Below are 19,247 nucleotides of genomic sequence, written 5' to 3' on the forward strand. Positions count from 1 at the left end.
TATTTATATTCTTACCCATATTATTTTACCATATCAACAATTAAATAATAGGTTTTCTACTGTTAAATCTCTCCTTTTAGAAGTTTATGTTTATATCTTAAACTTCTGTATCATTTCATTAAGCTTTTGTGCAATCTCTGCCTGACTTTCTGCCGTTGCTGCTATTTGTTCCATAGCTTTTACATTTTCATTTACGCTAGACTTTATTTCAAAGGATCTTTCACTGGTCGTTTGTGAAACTTCAGCCATATTTTGAATAGCCTCATTTACTTGTCCTACTGTTGCTGTAATTTCTTGTGACATAGAAGCTATTTCTTCTGACATTTTACTTACAAATTCTGAATCACTGTAATACTTATTCCCAGTTTCTCTATAATCACGAAATTGTTTATATACATTTGTCTTTATAAATTCTAATATTTCCTTACCTGCATCTACACTACCTTTAAATGATTTTTGTACTTTTAAAATTGTGTCTTGAATACTTGTAACTGCCTGTGCTGACTGTTCTGCAAGTTTTCTTACTTCTTCAGCAACTACAGCAAAGCCCCTTCCATGCTCTCCTGCTTTAGCCGCCTCAATAGCTGCATTTAATGCAAGCAAATTAGTTTGCTCTGATATACTGTATATTGTATCTGCCATAACTTTTATTTCATCTACTATTTTAGCATCTTCAATTGCCTTTTCCATCTTATTTTCTTTATCCAGATAAAGTTCTCTTGTCTTTTCTATGGCAATTTTAGTATTATCTTTAACTTGTTTTGCTCTTTCTTTAGAACTATTTGCATTATTACTACCTTCCACAGCTCTTTCAGAAAGCATATTTACGCTTGAATCCACTTCTTCCATTGATGCACTTATTTCTTCTGAAGAAGCACTTGATTCTTCCATACCATTTACAATAGAAATTACAGCTTGGTCTATTTCTTGTGATTTAGATGTTAATTCTTCAACAGTTGCTGACAATTCTTCTGATGATGCACTTATTTCCTCTGAATTTTTCATAATTAACTTAATTAAATCTCTCACATTTTCTTGTGCTTTATTTAAATCGTTACCAGTTTTTCCAAATTCATCATTCCTAATTACTTCAATAGGTGTAGAAAACTCATGTTTTGCTAATCTTCCAGCAAACTCTTGTATTTTTTTTAATGGATTTTCTATTTCTTTACTCAACCTAATTGCAAGAAGAACTGATAAAATCAATGAACATATAAGCAATATTACGTCCATTATTATACTATCTCTCAAATCTTTATTAATAATAGCTTTTTTAGCATCAACTATCTTATTAATATCATCAACATAATTTCCTGTTCCTATTACCCAATTGTATGGTTTATATATTTTACTATATCCTCTTTTAAGACTCGCTTTTGTTTCTCCCTCCTTTGGAAACCAATATTCAGTATATCCGCCATTTTCTTTTTGGCCATTTTTTATTATCTGTTTAACAAAATATTCACCTTTTGAATCTTGTGTATTTAACCTATTTGTACCTTCTGTATCAGAACCTAAAAGTACTACATTTTGTCCTTCCACAGTATCCGCCCAAAAGTATCCATCTTCTCCATAACTTAAATTTCTTAATAAATCTGCACTTTCTTTCTTCGCTTGATCAATAGTCATTTCTCCAGCTTTAACTTTATCGTTTATTTTGTCTATCATAGATATTGCAATTTCTACTTCTTCCTTAATTTTAGCATCATAATCATCATTTAAAGTTTCTGATTCCATAGTTATTAGTTTCTTACTTGTATTAAAATTTTTATAAACCATTCCAGCACTGATAACTATTCCAGTTAATAATGCTATTAATGATATCATTATTATTAATAGATATCTTATCTTTTTTGTTTTTAACATTAATGCTCTCTCCTTTCGTCTTGCATAAGTTATGTGTATTATATTAATTTTATCATAATCTTTACTATTATTCCATTTTTTATATCACTTAAAAGAGCAGTTCCATCAGTTTTTACTCCAACTTTTCTGCTCTTAAAAAGACTTTTTTATTACAACATATTTTTATCTTTTATCCTCATATACAATTGTTCCTTTATATATTGTGTTTTTTACTTTACCATATAATTTCTCACCTATAAAAGGGGAATTACATGACTTAGAAGAGAAATCTTTTACTACATATTCTTCTTCAGGATTAAATATTACAATATCTGCTCTATGTCCCTCTTTTATATATCCTCTATCAAGTTTATATAATTTTGCCGGATTTAAAGTAAATTTTTCTATAACATCCATATAGCTTAAATACCTCGGTTTAACTAATTTAGAAATTGCAAGTGAAAGGGCAGTTTCAAGTCCTATCATCCCACTTGGTGCTTTAGAGATTTCTCTTTCTTTCTCAACTTTTGAATGAGGAGCATGATCTGTAGCTATTATTTCAATTGTATTATCTTTAAGTGCTTCTATTATAGCCTTCCTATCACTTTCGGTTCTTAAAGGAGGATTTAATTTAGCATTCGCCCCTTTTTTTAAAATTTCATCTTCTGTTATGCTAAAATGTTGAGGTGTTGCCTCCGCAGTTACATTAGCTCCCATTTTTTTTGCCCATCTAACAAATTCAACAGATAAGCTAGAACTTATATGTTGAATATTAATTTTAGCCTTAGTTGATACTGCAAGTGCCACATCTCTTGCAACAAGTACATTTTCTGCCTCACATGGAGAACCTTTTATATTTAACATACTGGCTATTTTACCTGAGTTTATCCCACTTTCGCTTATTAGATTTGGATCTTCTTCGTGGAAACTCAGTACTACATCAAGTTCTCTTGCCAAATTCATAGCATCAACTGCTACTTTTGAATTCATAATTGGCTTTCCATCATCAGAAAATCCTATAGCTCCAGCTTTTTTTAGTTTTTTCATATCTACAATTTCTGTTCCACTCATATTTTTTGTTATTGAAGCTACTTGGAGTACCTCAATTTTTGCCATTTTAGCTTTATTAAGTACGTAATTCAAATCTTCAGTATTATCTATAACTGGATTTGTATTTGCCATGCATATAACTGTTGTATATCCTCCCCTTGCAGCCGCATTTGCGCCAGTAAATATATCTTCTTTATAAGTAAACCCTGGATCTCTGAAATGGCTGTGTATATCTATAAGACCAGGTGCAACTATACAAGAGGATGCATCTATAACATTGTCTACATTAGTTTCATCTATATTTTTATCAATTTTTACTACATTCTCACCATCAATTAATATATCTAATTTTTCATTTAACTTACTCAGTGGGTCAATAATGTGTCCGTTTTTTATAAGTAACATTTGAAACTCTCCTTAATATATTCATAAACTATTTTACGTCTATTATGTAGAATTTTTGATATGATTTATTAATATTAATAAATCATATCAAAAATAATTATTGTATCTTATCAATACTTTATATAATAACATTATCCACATCAACACAAAAAACAGATTAATATGAATTATATCATATTAATCTGTTTCAATTATCTACTGTATGACAGTCAACATCAGGATATTTCAAACCTTTTTTTTATTATTTCCGCTAAAATTTGTGACGTGCCATCTACCCCAAGCAAACTGCTGTCAATCATAATATGTCTATGCTTTATATCATCTAATGAATATCCAGCATAATTTCTATAGTAATTTTCCCTTGCTTTGTCCACTTCTCTAATCATTTTATGTGCTTCTTCTGGTTTCATATTTAATATATTTACACAATTATCAAAGCGTTTCTCTTTAGGCGCATATATGAATATATTCATGCAATTGCTATAATCTTTCAAAATAAAGTCAGCACATCTTCCAACAATAATACATGACTTTCTATCTGCTAAATTAAGAACAATCTGACTTTCGGCTTTAAATATTCTATCTTGATTATTTTTTGAAGAATCTCCTAAAGGGAAAAGCATATTGAAAAAACTCAATTTATCTCCAGTCTCTTCATGTTTACTAATAGTGGATACAGGAAGATTTAACTTTCTCGACGTTTCCTCTACAATATCTCTATCATAATATTCAATTCCAAGTATTTCTGCCACTTTCTTTGCTATTGGTCTGCCCAAGCTTCCAAATTGTCTATTAATTGTCACACAATATTTCCCCATATATACATCACCCCACTATTCTTGCAAGAAAAGTTTTCGTACGTTCATTTTTAGGATTTGTGAACATTTCTTCAGGGCTGCTTTCTTCAACAATATATCCATCAGCCATAAATATAACCCTATCATCTACATCTCTTGCAAATTCCATTTCATGAGTTACTACAATCATTGTCATACCATCGTCTGCAAGTTTGCGCATAACAGCAAGTACATCTCCAACGAGTTCAGGATCCAATGCAGATGTGGGTTCATCAAAAAGTAGAACTCTTGGATCCATTGCAAGTGCACGAGCTATAGCCACACGTTGCTGCTGACCTCCTGACAGTACTGATGGCATCACATTTGCCTTATTTGCCAATCCAACTTTATCCAATAGTTCAATTGCCTTTTTTTCAGAATCATGTTTTGATCTCTTCTTTGTTAAAACTGGGGCAAGAGTTATATTTTTCAAAACACTCTTCATAGGAAACAAATTAAATCTCTGAAATACCATCCCCACCTCTTCACGATATTTTCTTAAATCATTGCTATCCGAGCATATATCCTTACCATCATAATAAATATTTCCACCAGATTGAATTTCCAATTGATTTATACAACGGAGTAATGTACTTTTACCTGATCCAGATGGCCCAATAATACATATGACTTCTCCCTCTGAAACTTCAAGATTTATATCTTTTAGTACTTCTAAGTCACCAAAATTTTTAGATAAATTTTTAATCTGTATCAAACTACTCATACTCTAATTCTCCTTTCAATCTGTTTTTGAATAATAATAAGAATTGAAATTATCACTAGATAAAACAGCGCACCTGCAGTATAAGCCTCTATCGTATTAAAAGTTACTGCAGCATAGTTCTGAATTTGCTTTGTTATCTCATTTACAACTATTACTGAAAGTATTGCTGTATCCTTAACCGTAATGATAAATTGATTAAACAAAGCTGGTAACATTGACCGAAAAGCAGGCGGAAGAATTATATGCCATAATGTTTGAAATGGCGTCAGTCCAAGTGATAATCCTGCTTCTCTCTGTCCGGGATCAATTCCTTCTAAAGCACCACGCACTATTTCTGCAATAAATGCACCTGAATTTAAAGATATTACTATAATCCCTGCAACATTACTTTGAATATCATATCCAACGATTTTAGGCACAACAAAGTATACATATAAAGCTTGTACGATAAGAGGTGTTCCACGGATAATCCATAAATATAAATTTGCAATAGCTTTTCCAATTACATTCTTAGATTCAAGAGCAAAACCAGAAGCACATCCCAATAAAAACCCAAACAAAATCCCCAATATTGAAACTTCAAGTGTCACTTTCAATCCATTGAAGAGCATTGGCATTAATACCTGTAGAAAACTCAAATCCATAATATCATCCTTCCTTAGTCATTAAACCCATTACTTGCACCATTTTTGTTCAATTTTATCAAGTGTACCATCCTTCTGTAATTGTTGAATTGCTGCATTCAATATACTCATCAACTTAGGGTTCTTTTTAGCAGCATTAAATGAAACAGCTATTGCATATGGTGACTGATCTTGTGCAAATTCTTCACCAACCATTTTAAGTTTTGAATCCTTTTTGTGTGATATATAGTAAGCAGTACCTGGTACATCGTAAACCAAACAATCAACCTTTCCATCTTCAAGTGCCTGATGAGCTGTTGTTATGGAATCATATACTTTAAGGCTACTTGTTGGTACTCCGTTATTAACTAGATACAAATTACCGATAGTCCCTTTTTCTACGGCAATTTTATATTTACCGGTCTTTATACTGTCAAGCCCTGTTATTGACTTTGGACTAGTTTCTTTATTGACAATAACTGTAAGTCCTGCTTCGTAATAAGTATCACTAAAATTCATTACTTTTTTTCTAGTGTCTGTTGCAGAAAGGGCTGCCATAGCAATATCTAATTTACCTGATCCAACTGATGTAGTTAGTGGACTATAATCCATAGCTTGTATATTTCCATCAATTTCAAATCCTAACAATTCCTGCAGTGATTTAAGGAGATCCATGTCAAATCCTATTAAAGTTTTACCGTCTTCATCATAGTAGGAAAAAGGAGCATAGGTACCAGAAGTTCCAATTTTAAATGAATATCCTTTCAATGAATCCTTAAGTTCTCCAGTATATACTTCTGTAGAAGATCCATTGTCTTTTGTAGAACTTGTACTATCTTTTGAAGTACTACTACCACACCCTGTTAATGATGCTATAAATATTACAGTAATCAAAGTTATTAATAATTTTTTCATTTCTTTTCCTCCCCTATAAAATATTTTGAATTTTGCAATTTATGAAAGTAGTTTTTCATATAATTCATAAATTAATGTTTTATACACAGTACCATCTATTTAGAATTTTGTCAATAATGCCTTGCGTTTTTTATTAATTTATTAAAATAATTTCTTAACTATTACACTACTATCAATCGTTGAAAATACAAGTCGATACAATTTTTTGTGTGTACTTAATAAATTTTTTAGAAGCAGGTGAAATATGTTCAAGTGATTTTATTCCAATTCCTAAATTTCTAGAAAAATATGGATCAAGTGGAAGAGCTGTAATTAAATTAGACCATTTCTCAATAATTAGTTTAGGAAGTATGCTTATACCAAGATGATTTGCAACCATTGAAATTATTGCATGATCATCCGTTGATGAGAATCTAATATTCGGAACTACCTTTGATTGAGTCAATGCAAGATGTATATCATAATCAATACCTACTGCAGACATAATAAATGGCTTACCTTGAAAATTAGAGATTGAATAAGTTCCACTTTCAGGAATTTGAAAATCTTTTGGCAATATTGCCATAAGTGGATCCTCACGAAGCGGTATCCAATCAAACTTTTCTGAATTTCTATTACTACACAGTCCAAAATCCACAGTATTATTCTCAATCCATAGTTCTATTTCATCAATACCACCCTCTTTCATGTGTACATCAATACAAGGAAAGTCCTTTTGAAATTCATATATGATCTTTGGAAGCCAATTTATAGAAATACTTGAATATGTGCCAATAGTTATAGATCCTATATTCAATCCATTCAGTTCATTAATTGTCTGTTCCAATCTAGAATTTTCTGATAGCATTTCTCTAACTAGTGGTATAATTCTCTCCCCGTTATTTGTAAGTGATACTCCTCTACGCGTCCTTATAAACAAAGGAAAACCCATTTCCTTTTCTAAACTCTTTATTATGTGACTTACTCCAGATTGTGTATATCCCAGTCTATTTCCGCTTGTTGTAAAATTACCTGTTTCTGCTACATCTACAAGAAGCTCGTATTTTTTTAAATCCATTGTACACTTCCCCTCTCTATAAAATAATTAGACATGAAAAAATGTAATGTTTACTATAGAAAATTGTAATTTTACTATTCTCATATAATGCATTATTATAATATAAATAAGTTAAAAAAACAAACAATAATTAAACTATTTATCAAAAATACAGGTATATTTTTAACAATATAATAATTTTTAATCCAAATTTAATATAGAAAGGAGAAACTCAATGCAAAACTATAAGTTCTTAATGAAGCAACATATAGGACAGCTTTCAATTCCTATAGTGAAACAAGGCGACATAGTAAAGCGTGGCCAACTCATAGCAAAAAAGGTCCAAGGAGTTATAGGTAGCAATATTCATTCAAGTATAAACGGCAAGGTAACTAGCATAACAGATGAATATATAGAGATTAAAAGAGATTGCCAAGTCAATACAAATGAATATATAAAATTAAACGGTAATACTCCTCTTGAACTTATAGAAGAATCAGGCATTGTGGGCTTAGGAGGAGCTGGATTCCCAACTTATATAAAATTATCAAAAGCACTAAATCCAGGTGGAATTCTAATAGTAAATGCCGCTGAATGTGAACCAATTTTGACTCACAACATCCAAATGATAGAAAAAAATGGAGAAAAAATAATCCAAGGAATACAGATTGTTATGGATATAGTTCATGCACAAAATTCCATAATAGCTATAAAAGAAAAACATAAAAAAGCAATAGATTCATTAAAAAAATATATTCCAAGCAATAAAATTAAAATTCATCTATTACCAGATATATATCCTGTTGGTGAGGAACGGTCTATTATAAGACAAGTTAAAGGAACTGTTTTAGATGTTAACCAGCTTCCATTTTCAGCAAATGCAATTGTAATAAATGCAGAAACTATCTATAGAATTTATGAGGCCATAGAATATAAAAAGCCGTTTATTGACAAAGATATTACAATAGCAGGTAAACTAAACGGCGATTTAATTCAAGTATTTGAAGATGTTCCTATTGGTTCAAAAGTAGGTCAATTAATAGAAGATGCTGGTGGGTGTTCATCTGAATATGGTGAGATTATCATGGGAGGACCATTTACAGGCAAAAGAACATCTATTGATTCTCCTATAGTCAAAACAACTGGTGGAATTATTGTTACAGAAACTTTTTTGAAAGGTCCTGATAAAATAGGACTCCTTGTATGTGCATGTGGAGCAGATAGAGAAAGGCTTATACAGATAGCAAAAGATATGGGATCAGAAGTTTCAGGAATTGAATATTGCAAGCAGGCACAAAAGGTGAAAAATGGATATAAATGTGAAAATCCTGGAAAATGCCCCGGTCAAGTACAAAAAATACTTTCCTTGAAAAAATCAGGTGCAAAAGCATTGTTAATTAGCAACTGTAGCGATTGTACAAATACAGTAATGTCCTGTGCTCCAAAACTCAATTTACCTGTTTATCATTGTACTGATGGTGCACTTAGAGCAGTAAATCATAAGTTAATACGAAAATTAAAGAAAAAATATTAATAAAATTGGAGGTAACAAATATGTCAATTACAAAGGAAACAATACAACAACATTTAAAAGAGCCAGCAGTTTTCTGCTGTCAAAGGCAAAAAGGTCTTATAATAGGTCCAGAAGATCTTGAAGATCCAACAATATTTGATGATATAGTTGAATCCGGGCTCATGACTTTAAGCGATGATGGACTTACTATTGAGCAAGTACTTGGAAGAAAATTAATAGTAGATGCAGATGCACTTACTCCAATTACCAAAGATATGATTGACAGCATCAACGAAACTTCAGAAACTCCTGAACCATCTATTGATAAAGAACCTTCAAATCAAGAAGAAATTCCAAATAGTAAAATGTTGCATATTGAAATTTCAAAACTTGAAGGCTTAAAACTTGATATACCTGCAGATATGGGAATACTTCCAGGTGTGGCATCATCACTTGAACCACCTAAAGAAGATAAAATCATAAGAACTCTAGTTAAAAAATATTACAAAGTCAACGATGTTAAACTTGGATCTAAAACATCCTTTGAAAATGGAGTATTGACAATCAATGAATCTATTGTTGACAAAGCAATTGAATCTACTCCATTAATAAAAGATTTAAAGATAGATATTATTACACCTGAAAACAGACATGTCTTCACAGAAACTATAATGGATGTATGTCCTATTGCTACAAAAGTAGAAGGAAAACTTGGAGAAGGAGTATCACATGTATTAGATGGCGCTGTATTTATGTTGACTGGTGTTGACGAAGATGGTGTCCAAATTCATGAATTTGGTTCTTCTGAAGGTTATCTAGATGAAAAAATGGCTTTTGGAAGACCAGGATGTGCCGATGAAAATGACATTATAATTCGTGTTAATGCAGTCATTCAGCGAGGTACAGGAATGGAAAGAAGAGGTCCTTTTGCTGCTCATTCCGCAGAAGATGTGATTATTCAAGATGTTAGAAATGCAATTAAGAAAGTATCTGATCCTATAGAAAAAGAAAAAACATATCATGATGTAAAAAAATATGGCAAACCAAGAGTTGTTCTAATTAAAGAAATTATGGGGCAAGGGGCTATGCACGATAATGTTCTCTGTCCAATAGAACCAGCTGGTGTACACGGCGGTCAAAAAAATGTGGATCTTGGAAATGTTCCTGTTATGATGACACCAAATCAAGTGCGTGACGGTGCAATCCACGCTCTAACTTGTATTGGACCTGCAACAAAAGAAATGACAAGACACTATTTCCGTGAACCATTAGTTGAAGGCCTGGCAGAAGATGAAGAATTAAATTTAGTTGGTGTTATATTTGTAGGAAGTCCTCAAGTAAATGATGAAAAGAGTTATGTTTCAGAACGTCTTGGAACATTAGTAGAAAGTCTTGATGTAGAAGGTGCAATAGTTACAACTGAAGGCTTTGGAAATAATCATATTGATTTTACATCTCACATTGAACAAATTGGCATGAGGGGAATACCAGTTGTAGGCGTATCTTTCTGTGCTTACCAAGGACAACTTGTTGTAGGAAATAAATATATGGATGCAATGATTGAAATCAACAAAGACAAAGAAGGATTTGAAAATGAAGTTGCAGGATGTAGTTCTATTACAAAATCAGATGCAGATAGAGCTATACTTATGCTAAAAACAAAGATGGCAGGAATACCTATTAAACCAGCTAAACATAAATGGAATCCTGAAATTATAGAAAATAATCAAAGGATTGTTGATGAGGTGCTTAAAAATGATTGATCAAAAGCCAATACTAACTAAGGGTAAAATTGTTACAGTAAATGATACTGCAATCAAAGTAGATATACAAGGCAGATTAGGTGTAATTTGCGTACCTCTTAGATGGGTATTTACAGAGAAAAAACTTGAACCCGGTCAGACAGTTGAATTTTACTTCAGCTACATGCAGGTTATATAACTATATATTAATGTAAGAAAAATAAAAATGTATTATATTAAGGAGGAAAATAAAATGAAACTTACAACAGCTACAGGATTAACATCAGAAATATTTGTTCCAATTACTCCAAAGCCAGTTTGGACACCACTGAAAAAACCTCTAAGTCAATGTAAAGTCGCATTTATAACAGCTGGAGGTATCCACAAAAAAGACCAAGTACCTTACGATACATCAGGTGACTATACTTATCGTGCAATTCCATCAGATACTCCAACTTCACAACTTATGGTTACTCACGGTGGATTTGATAATTCAGATATAAATAAAGATGTAAACGCAATGTTCCCGTTGGACAGACTGCATGAACTTGTAAAAGAAGGATTTATAGGAAGCTTAGCAGATGAAATGTATGGCTTTATGGGTGGCGGCGGAAATGTAGATAAATTTAAAAATGAAGTCGGTCCAGAAATTGCTTCTAAACTAAAAGCTCAGGGTGTAGATATTGTACTATGCACTGGAGGATGTGGTACATGCCATCGTTCTGCAACTATTGTAACAAGAGCTTGTGAAGAAGCAGGCATGTCCTGTATTGTAATTGCAGCACTACCACCAATTGCTAAACAACAAGGAGCACCACGTATTGCAGCAGCTCATGTACCAATTGGTTCAAATGCAGGTGAACCGAACAATATCGAAATGCAAACAGGTATACTTAAAGATTCTCTCAAATGCGTAGAAGAATTTACTCATTTTGGACAGTCGAAACTACTACCATATGAATACAGACACAATGTTTAATTGACTAAAGGAGATGTGACTATGTTACATGAACTCTCAACACAATATTCATTAAATTTGAAAAAATACAACAAAACATTTCTTGCGGTGGACTCTCATACTATGGGAGAACCCACAAGAATTATATTAGAGGGTTTTCCAAAGTTAAAAGGTAGCACTATGATGGAGCGTAAAAAATTTCTGGAAGAAAATTACGACCACTACAGAACAGCTCTTATGTTAGAACCAAGAGGTCACAGAGATATGTTTGGAGCTGTAGTTACAGAACCTACTAGTGAAGAAGCTGATCTTGGTGTAATATTCATGGATAGTTCAGGGTATTTAAATATGTGTGGACATGGTAGTATTGGAACTGCAACTGTAGCAGTAGAAACCGGTATGGTTGAGGTTAGGGAACCTTATACAAATGTAATACTAGAAACACCATCTGGAATAATTAGAGCTAAAGTAAAGGTGCAAAATGGAAGAGCTGTAGAAGTCAGCATTTTAAATGTTCCATGTTTTTTGTATAAAGAAAACCTTGAATTAGATGTTACTGACTATGGGAAAATTAAATTTGATATAGCCTTTGGTGGTAGTTTTTTTGCACTAGTTGATACAGAAAAAATAGGAATTCCAATTAAGCAAGATAATTTGCCTTTATTAACAGATCTTGCTATGAAACTTATAAAAAAAATAAACCAATCAATTACTATTAAACATCCATATCTAGATATACACAATGTAGATTTGGTTGAATTCTATGGAAAACCCAATAATGTAACTGCTAATTTAAAAAATGTTGTAATCTTTGGTGACTCACAGATAGATCGCTCACCTTGTGGTACTGGTACCAGTGCTAAGTTAGCTTGTCTTTATAATAAAGGGGAAATACATTCTGGAGAAAAATTTGTTTATGAAAGTATTACTGGTTCTACATTCACCGGAGTAGTAACAAAAGAAGTTGAACTTGCTGGAAGAAAGGCAATCATTCCACAAATTACAGGGAGTGCCTATATTACAGGATTCAATAGATTAATATTAAATGATTATGACCCTCATGAATATGGATTTCTTGTTGGAAGAAAATATAGCAAAATAAAACCAAATCTATAAAAAATTTATATAAACAAAGGAGATTGTTATTATGGATTTAGAACATAGTATGTTAACTGCCGAAGATGTAAAATCGCTAGTAAAAAAATATATGATTGAAACTTATGAACGTTATGATTTCGTCTGCGAACGTGCAAAAGGCATGTATCTTTATGACGAAAAAGGACAAGGCTATTTAGATTTCTATGGAGGCATTGCAGTAAACAGTGCTGGCAATTGCAATGAAAAAGTTGTTGCTGCTGTAAAAGATCAAGTTGAAGATGTAATGCATACATTCAACTATCCATACACTATTCCTCAAGCACTTTTAGCAGAAAAAATATGTACAACTATCGGTATGGATAAAATTTTTTATCAAAATACAGGAACTGAAGCAAATGAGGCAATGATTAAAATGGCTAGGAAATATGGTGTAGAAAAATATGGTCCAAATAAATACCATATTGTAACAGCTAAACACAGTTTTCATGGAAGAACCTATGGTTCACTAACTGCTACAGGACAACCTGATAATGCATGCCAAATTGGACTTAAACCTATGCTTCCAGGCTTTTCTTATGCTGACTTCAACGATCTTGAATCTTTTAAATCTCTAATAACAGATAATACTATTGCAATTATGGTTGAACCAATTCAAGGTGAAGGTGGTGTTATTCCTGCTACTGATGAATTTATGCATGGTATAAGAAAACTATGTGACGATAATAAATTACTACTTTTAATAGATGAAGTACAAACAGGGTGGTGCAGAACTGGTAAAGTTATGGCTTACATGAATTATAATATAAAACCAGATATTGTTTCTATGGCTAAAGCTATGGGAGGCGGAATGCCAATTGGAGCTATTTGTGCAACTTCTGAAGTATCTAAAGCTTTCACTATGGGATCTCATGGTTCAACTTTTGCTGGTAATCCTGTATGTTGTGCAGCTTCACTTGCTGAAATTAATGAGCTTTTAGATAATAATTTAGCTGAAAATGCTGAAAAAGTAGGAAATTATTTCATGAATAAGTTAAAGACACTTCCTCATGTAAAGGAAGTTCGTGGTAAAGGACTAATGATAGGAGTTGAATTTGATTCACCTTTAGGCCTGGATATAAAACACGGTTGTTTTGACAGAAAATTACTAGTTACCTTGATTGGAAATTCCGTAATTCGTATGCTTCCACCTCTTATTGCAACTAAAGAAGATTGTGATAAAGCCTATGAAATTTTAAAGGCATCTGTAGACGCAGCTTATAAATAATTTTTTTACAAATATAAATTATCTATATATAGAAGTATTATATAGACTTGTCTTAATAATACTTCTATAATAAATTTTATATAAAAGGATGTGTTTATTATAAATAAATTGATAGGTTTTTTGTGTTTATTTTTAGCAGCAAGTATATGGGGAGGGCTATATGTAGTTAGTAAGTATCTACTAGAATTTATACCATCTATTACGTTGATATGGATTAAATATTTTATTGGCTCTATAGCGTTATTTCCAATTTTAATGATATCAAATTATAGAAAACCAAATAAAGTTACTATTAATAAGAAGTGTTGGTTTCTTATATTAAAAATAGGGTTTATAGGCTACTTTTTATCCGTTTCTCTACAATTTATTGGTACAAATTTATCAGACGCTCATACAGGATCTTTAATTACTGCAAGTTCACCTATATTTGTAACTTTATTTGCAAGATTTATACTTAAAGAAACTATTACAAAAAAGAAATTAGTTTCACTAATTATATCAACAATAGGGGTTATAATAATTGTAGGACTTGATAGTCCTGGCGGTAATTATTTTCTTGGAAGTATATTACTTGTAGGTGCTGCTATAACATGGTCACTTCTTTCTGTATATGTAAAGATTGCATCTAAATATACTGACTCTATTAGCATAACTTCATATGCAACCTTAATTGCACTTATATTTATTACTCCTATTATGCTTTTTCAGAACAACAACTTTAATCTTATACTCACTAATAGATATCTTTTATGGGGAAGTATTTACATTGGTGTTATGGCTACTGCTGTAGCATATTTCTTATGGAATAAAGGCATTGAACTAGTAGACGCAAGTACAGGATCGTTATTTTTATTTTTTCAACCAATCACAGGTTCAATTCTAGGATGGCTGTGCTTAAATGAACAGTTAGCCATAAACTTTTTTGTTGGAGGAATTTTGATAATATTGGGACTTGTTATAGCTTCTAGAGATTGAAAAGTCTTAAACATTCATGACCTTGTTTTTAAATATCACTTTTTTGAATATCCTTTTAAAGCGCATGAACCTAATGCAACACACATATACCCTTTTTCTATCATACTAAAATTAACTACCCCTCTTATTATAACTTCATCTCCATTTGTCTTAAGATTAAGTGCTTCAATCCTGTCTGATTCTTCCTTATTATTTATCCAACAATATGCATCATTTTTTTGGTCATTTACATATACTATAATTAAATAATTATCACCATCTCTTTTTGTACCATCAACCTTACCAGTTAACTCCAAATATTTATGTCTATATTTATTATCTGCTGCAACTTTATCATACATAAATTCATGAACAAATTTGTCTGCTGAAATTTTTATAAATTCATCATCTGGCTTAGCTAATAGTTCTTTTGGAGTTATTGCAAACAATTTCCCTGTATCAATATCTCCATTCTCTGTTCTTGGTCTTGTATCTTTTGTAACATTTGTATCATTCATAGTAGTTATATCATTTTCAGTAGTTGAGTCATTTTCAATTACACTTGTACTACTATCATTATTTTCACTTACTGTGGCTATTTCTTCATTATTTACACTACCTGAAGATACATTTTCTGCTCCACAGCCACTTAGTATTGAGCAAAATACACATAACACAATTGCTACTAAATTTAAAATTTTTTTCTTACCATAATATTTTTATCTCCTTTTTAATGGTTTGTGTCAAGTTAAAGTGGGCAATTTTATTTTTTAATTTCTCCATTATAAATTCAGTTAAAATTTTATCCTCAAAGGATTTAGTCCGCAGCCCGAAAGGGCGCATTTATTCCATTGACTTTTTATCTAGAATTTTAAGACTATCTATAAATAAGTTCAGTAAAATTTCTTTCTCTAAATAAGCTCTGTATTGCCTTTCTAGCATTAGTCATGACACAACCTGTAAATGGTATACTTTATTTATCCTCTGAAATAACACCGTAACATACTTCATTTATTACATCGTATATTCTTTTACTTGCTTTTTCAGCTAATATCTTAGCTAAATTATTCGCACCTCTAATAGACCAACTCATTTTTCTTCCTTTCATTCTCTGAGCAAGTATATCACAAATATTATGTTCCATAGTGCCTAAATTCCTGTATTCAATTCCATCAGGTGCCTTCGGCATATTTATTTCTTCTCGCAAGTTATAAGGCTTCAATCCCATTTTATTATCAAAAAGATACTTGTATAACTTTTCAAGTTTCTTATATATATCCTCATCTTTAGTATATTTAACCATTAGCTTTGTAAGGTATTTAAAGCTTTCTCCTACTTTCCCTTTATTCAACATTCGTATTAATTTGTGTGCCTCCTTCTTGTCATGTATTGCCCTCAAAACTGCCTGATAGTTCTTTTATATTACTAGAAGTATTTCTATAAGATACATTAGTTACATTGTCCACTATCTTTTCTACTAAATTACTTGAAATATGACCTATTGTATCCATTTTTAGATATTCATCTAATAAAAACTTATAGGCCTTTTTCCATCTTCTGTTTTAAATTCATACATTCTTCTTTTAAATTCTATATTTCCCATAATAGTCTTTATACAAGTAGATCTTAAACCTTTATTTCTATAAATCTTACTATCTCTTTCATCCATCAACCTTCGGTCTAAGTGAGTTAGCACTTCTTTCATAAATTCGCATGCTTTATTACATACATATTTATATATTTTTTTCTCTAAGTTATTGAAAGTTATGTCATTATCTTTTAAACTTAAATTGTACATTAATATCATCCATTTCTATATAGTTTCGCTAACTTATATTATAATGGATATATTATGTACATGGGAGATGTTTTTTGCATCTCCCTTTATTTTTTATTATTAATTAATACTATCTTTGCCCACTAAAATTATACTCTAAGATTGTTTATTTTTAAATGCACAATATCATTATTTTAAATTTTCCTCCTAATTAATCTTAAACTTCTCCACTTCTTAATTTAACTCCTCTGCTATTTCATTTAGTTTTTCTGCCATTCTTGAAATTTCTTCAACCATTGCTGTCTATTACTCTACTGTTGGTAGTATTTTTATGAATTAAAATTAATTATTTGTTTTTTATAAGTAATTAATAAATAAACTGTAATACTATCGGTAACATTGAATAAAATTTGACTATATGGTATTATGATTTTAGTTTTTTTATTTAAAAATTAAAATCATATAATTTATATTAACATAAGTATAAGCTTATACTATTTATTAAAAATTATTAAAAAATATATAAATGTAATTTATACATTATGTTAATAAATTTACAATTAAATCAAGGAGGAAAGAAAATGCATGAAAAGAACCAGTTTAAGCCCTTTATAAGTGCAGACAAAGTTTTGCCAGAAATGACATTAACATCAGTTTCTATAGGTATTATATTAGCAATTGTATTTGGTGCTGCAAATGCTTATTTGGGCTTAAAAGTTGGAATGACTATATCAGCGTCAATTCCAGCAGCAGTTATGTCAATGGGAATTATAAGAGTTATTTTAAAAAGGGATTCTATACTTGAGAATAATTTAGTACAAACTATAGGATCAGCTGGTGAATCTATTGCAGCAGGTGCAATATTTACATTACCAGCTATATTTATTTGGATGGAAGAATGGGGACAACCAGCTCCATCATTAATTGAAATATCAATAATTTGTTTATGTGGAGGAATACTTGGTGTTCTATTTATGATTCCTCTTAGAAAAGCACTTATAGTTAAAGAACATGGAGTTCTTCCATATCCAGAAGGAACAGCATGTTCTGAAGTTCTTCTTGCAGGAGAAGAAGGTGGAAGCAAAGCTTCAGGAGTTTTTGCAGGCCTTGGAATAGCCGCAGCTTATAAATTTTTATCAGAAGGATTTAAAATATTTCCAAGTGAAGTTCATTATGAAATACAAAGTTATAAAGGCTCAGCAGCTGGTATTGACGTACTTCCAGCGTTGCTTGGAGTTGGATATATCTGTGGAATAAAAATTTCAAGTTATATGTTTGCAGGTGGAATACTTGGATGGTTTGCAATATTGCCTTTAATATCTCTATTTGCTGGAAATACAGTTATGTATCCTGGAACAGATCCAATAAGTAGTATGGGTTCATTTGCTTTATGGTCAAATTACTTAAAATATATTGGTGCAGGTGCAGTTGCAGCTGGAGGAATAATGAGTTTAATAAAATCCCTTCCATTAATTGTTTCAACATTTTCATCATCAATTAAGGATTTAAAAAGCAAAGATAAAGTGGTATCGCAAGAGAGAACAGACAAGGATTTACCAGTAAATGTAATAATAATTGGCATAGTAGCATTAATAGTTATTATATGGCTTATACCAACAATTCCTGTTTCATTAGGTGGAGCAATACTCATAACTATATTTGGTTTCTTCTTTGCTACAGTATCATCAAGAATAGTTGGTCTTGTAGGAAGTAGTAATAACCCAGTATCAGGTATGACAATAGCAACACTTCTTATTACAACAATGATATTAAAATTAACTGGTGTTACTGGAAGAGAAGGAATGCTATCTGCAATAGCAATAGGCTCAGTTATTTGTATAATTGCAGCAATTGCAGGTGATACTTCACAGGATTTAAAGACAGGATATATAGTAGGAGCAACTCCATATAAGCAACAAATTGGTGAAATTATCGGTGTTGTAGCTTCATCAATAACAATTGGAGGAGCATTATACTTATTAAATGCAGCATGGGGATTTGGATCAGATAAACTTGCAGCTCCACAAGCTACATTAATGAAAATGGTTGTTGAAGGAGTTATGAATGGAAATCTTCCATGGAATTTAGTATTCACTGGAGTAGCAATAGCAATTTTTATCGCAATACTTGGAATACCAGTTCTTCCATTTGCAATAGGACTTTATCTTCCAATTCATTTAAGTACAGGAATTATGGTTGGTGGACTTGTAAGAATGTATTTTGAAAAGAAGAAAAACATATCTGAAACTAAAAGAAAAGATGCAATTGACAGAGGAGTTTTATATACTTCAGGTTTAATTGCAGGTGAAGGTCTTATTGGAATTCTTCTTGCAGTGTTTGCAATACTAAAAGTTGGTAATAGATCACTTGCAGAAATAATTGATATGTCAGGAATAATAAATCTTGGGAGTATTGGTGCACTTATCTTTTTTGCTCTCCTTATAGTTAGTTTATTTAAATTTACTATTTGGAATAAAGGAGCTAGTAAATAAAAGAAAGGTTATTAA

Annotated in this window: 19 protein-coding genes; 8 read left to right on the plus strand and 11 right to left on the minus strand. The window is 31.3% G+C overall.

Going from position 1 to position 19,247, the window contains the following annotated elements; translation table 11 throughout:
* Nucleotides 1-90: 90 nt before the first annotated feature.
* From H2684_RS09955 to H2684_RS09985, 7 genes are all read right to left on the minus strand, one after another.
* Complete coding sequence (locus tag H2684_RS09955) at nt 91-1,866, minus strand: methyl-accepting chemotaxis protein (RefSeq protein WP_243159322.1); 1,776 nt, start codon at nt 1,864-1,866, stop codon at nt 91-93.
* A gap of 162 nt (nt 1,867-2,028) precedes the next feature.
* The gene (locus H2684_RS09960; protein WP_182089260.1) at nt 2,029-3,300 is read right to left on the minus strand and encodes a dihydroorotase; all 1,272 of its coding nucleotides are present in this window, start codon (nt 3,298-3,300) and stop codon (nt 2,029-2,031) included.
* A gap of 215 nt (nt 3,301-3,515) precedes the next feature.
* Nucleotides 3,516-4,103 (minus strand): cytidylate kinase-like family protein, encoded by a 588-nt coding sequence (locus H2684_RS09965; protein ID WP_347707546.1) that lies wholly within the window; start codon nt 4,101-4,103, stop codon nt 3,516-3,518.
* Nucleotides 4,104-4,125: 22 nt separating this feature from the next.
* Nucleotides 4,126-4,860 (minus strand): amino acid ABC transporter ATP-binding protein, encoded by a 735-nt coding sequence (locus H2684_RS09970; protein ID WP_279286881.1) that lies wholly within the window; start codon nt 4,858-4,860, stop codon nt 4,126-4,128.
* Complete coding sequence (locus H2684_RS09975; protein WP_243159323.1) at nt 4,857-5,477, minus strand: amino acid ABC transporter permease; 621 nt, start codon at nt 5,475-5,477, stop codon at nt 4,857-4,859. Before H2684_RS09975 ends, H2684_RS09970 begins: the two co-directional genes overlap by 4 nt.
* A 57-nt stretch (nt 5,478-5,534) precedes the next feature.
* Nucleotides 5,535-6,398: a transporter substrate-binding domain-containing protein gene (locus tag H2684_RS09980; RefSeq protein ID WP_182089263.1), complete on the minus strand. Its 864-nt coding sequence runs from the start codon at nt 6,396-6,398 to the stop codon at nt 5,535-5,537.
* A 172-nt stretch (nt 6,399-6,570) separates the two neighbouring features.
* Nucleotides 6,571-7,455, minus strand: coding sequence for a LysR family transcriptional regulator (locus H2684_RS09985; RefSeq protein WP_182089264.1), 885 nt, complete (start codon nt 7,453-7,455; stop codon nt 6,571-6,573).
* Between the two features lie 196 nt (nt 7,456-7,651).
* Between H2684_RS09985 and prdC the strand changes: the two genes are divergently transcribed.
* From prdC to H2684_RS10020, 7 genes are all read left to right on the plus strand, one after another.
* On the plus strand, nt 7,652-8,968 hold the full coding sequence (gene prdC / locus H2684_RS09990) for a proline reductase-associated electron transfer protein PrdC (protein ID WP_347707547.1): 1,317 nt from the start codon (nt 7,652-7,654) through the stop codon (nt 8,966-8,968).
* A 20-nt stretch (nt 8,969-8,988) separates the two neighbouring features.
* Nucleotides 8,989-10,710, plus strand: coding sequence for a D-proline reductase (dithiol) proprotein PrdA (gene prdA / locus H2684_RS09995; protein WP_182089266.1), 1,722 nt, complete (start codon nt 8,989-8,991; stop codon nt 10,708-10,710).
* Nucleotides 10,703-10,888 carry a CBO2463/CBO2479 domain-containing protein gene (locus tag H2684_RS10000; protein WP_182089267.1) on the plus strand — a complete coding sequence of 62 codons (186 nt, stop codon included), beginning with the start codon at nt 10,703-10,705 and terminating at the stop codon, nt 10,886-10,888. Before prdA ends, H2684_RS10000 begins: the two co-directional genes overlap by 8 nt.
* A 54-nt stretch (nt 10,889-10,942) precedes the next feature.
* Nucleotides 10,943-11,668: a D-proline reductase (dithiol) protein PrdB gene (prdB, locus tag H2684_RS10005; RefSeq protein WP_182089268.1), complete on the plus strand. Its 726-nt coding sequence runs from the start codon at nt 10,943-10,945 to the stop codon at nt 11,666-11,668.
* Nucleotides 11,669-11,689: 21 nt separating this feature from the next.
* Entirely contained in the window at nt 11,690-12,763 is a 1,074-nt protein-coding gene (locus tag H2684_RS10010) for a proline racemase family protein (RefSeq protein ID WP_182089269.1), read from the plus strand.
* A 31-nt stretch (nt 12,764-12,794) separates the two neighbouring features.
* Entirely contained in the window at nt 12,795-14,009 is a 1,215-nt protein-coding gene (locus H2684_RS10015; protein ID WP_182089270.1) for an acetylornithine/succinylornithine family transaminase, read from the plus strand.
* Nucleotides 14,010-14,129: 120 nt separating this feature from the next.
* The gene (locus H2684_RS10020) at nt 14,130-14,984 is read left to right on the plus strand and encodes an EamA family transporter (RefSeq protein ID WP_243159324.1); all 855 of its coding nucleotides are present in this window, start codon (nt 14,130-14,132) and stop codon (nt 14,982-14,984) included.
* A 35-nt stretch (nt 14,985-15,019) separates the two neighbouring features.
* Here the strand turns inward: H2684_RS10020 and H2684_RS12365 are convergent, their stop codons facing one another.
* From H2684_RS12365 to H2684_RS12375, 4 genes are all read right to left on the minus strand, one after another.
* Nucleotides 15,020-15,640, minus strand: a complete 621-nt coding sequence (locus H2684_RS12365) for a hypothetical protein (RefSeq protein ID WP_182089271.1) — start codon at nt 15,638-15,640, stop codon at nt 15,020-15,022.
* 296 nt (nt 15,641-15,936) lie between these two features.
* Entirely contained in the window at nt 15,937-16,317 is a 381-nt protein-coding gene (locus tag H2684_RS12370; protein WP_243159325.1) for a hypothetical protein, read from the minus strand.
* Nucleotides 16,318-16,345: 28 nt separating this feature from the next.
* Nucleotides 16,346-16,474, minus strand: coding sequence for a hypothetical protein (locus tag H2684_RS12440; RefSeq protein ID WP_279286882.1), 129 nt, complete (start codon nt 16,472-16,474; stop codon nt 16,346-16,348).
* A 14-nt stretch (nt 16,475-16,488) separates the two neighbouring features.
* Complete coding sequence (locus H2684_RS12375) at nt 16,489-16,761, minus strand: UPF0236 family protein (protein WP_243159326.1); 273 nt, start codon at nt 16,759-16,761, stop codon at nt 16,489-16,491.
* A 560-nt stretch (nt 16,762-17,321) separates the two neighbouring features.
* Here H2684_RS12375 and H2684_RS10035 point away from each other — a divergent pair.
* Entirely contained in the window at nt 17,322-19,232 is a 1,911-nt protein-coding gene (locus H2684_RS10035) for an oligopeptide transporter, OPT family (RefSeq protein WP_182089272.1), read from the plus strand.
* The last annotated feature ends 15 nt before the right edge of the window (nt 19,233-19,247 follow it).

This window comes from Clostridium sp. cel8 (assembly GCF_014050525.1).
Classification (GTDB): Bacteria; Bacillota; Clostridia; order Clostridiales; family Clostridiaceae; genus Clostridium_B.

Bases quoted from the DNA above. Each gene is read 5' to 3' on its own strand.
- H2684_RS09955 (WP_243159322.1), bottom strand. From the start codon at position 1,866: ATGTTAAAAACAAAAAAGATAAGATATCTATTAATAATAATGATATCA.
- H2684_RS09960 (WP_182089260.1), bottom strand. From the start codon at position 3,300: ATGTTACTTATAAAAAACGGACACATTATTGACCCACTGAGTAAGTTA.
- H2684_RS09970 (WP_279286881.1), bottom strand. From the start codon at position 4,860: ATGAGTAGTTTGATACAGATTAAAAATTTATCTAAAAATTTTGGTGAC.
- H2684_RS09975 (WP_243159323.1), bottom strand. From the start codon at position 5,477: ATGCCAATGCTCTTCAATGGATTGAAAGTGACACTTGAAGTTTCAATA.
- H2684_RS09980 (WP_182089263.1), bottom strand. From the start codon at position 6,398: ATGAAAAAATTATTAATAACTTTGATTACTGTAATATTTATAGCATCA.
- H2684_RS09985 (WP_182089264.1), bottom strand. From the start codon at position 7,455: ATGGATTTAAAAAAATACGAGCTTCTTGTAGATGTAGCAGAAACAGGT.
- prdA (WP_182089266.1), top strand. From the start codon at position 8,989: ATGTCAATTACAAAGGAAACAATACAACAACATTTAAAAGAGCCAGCA.
- H2684_RS10000 (WP_182089267.1), top strand. From the start codon at position 10,703: ATGATTGATCAAAAGCCAATACTAACTAAGGGTAAAATTGTTACAGTA.
- prdB (WP_182089268.1), top strand. From the start codon at position 10,943: ATGAAACTTACAACAGCTACAGGATTAACATCAGAAATATTTGTTCCA.
- H2684_RS10010 (WP_182089269.1), top strand. From the start codon at position 11,690: ATGTTACATGAACTCTCAACACAATATTCATTAAATTTGAAAAAATAC.
- H2684_RS10015 (WP_182089270.1), top strand. From the start codon at position 12,795: ATGGATTTAGAACATAGTATGTTAACTGCCGAAGATGTAAAATCGCTA.
- H2684_RS12370 (WP_243159325.1), bottom strand. From the start codon at position 16,317: ATGTTGAATAAAGGGAAAGTAGGAGAAAGCTTTAAATACCTTACAAAG.
- H2684_RS12440 (WP_279286882.1), bottom strand. From the start codon at position 16,474: ATGGATACAATAGGTCATATTTCAAGTAATTTAGTAGAAAAGATAGTG.
- H2684_RS12375 (WP_243159326.1), bottom strand. From the start codon at position 16,761: ATGTACAATTTAAGTTTAAAAGATAATGACATAACTTTCAATAACTTA.
- H2684_RS10035 (WP_182089272.1), top strand. From the start codon at position 17,322: ATGCATGAAAAGAACCAGTTTAAGCCCTTTATAAGTGCAGACAAAGTT.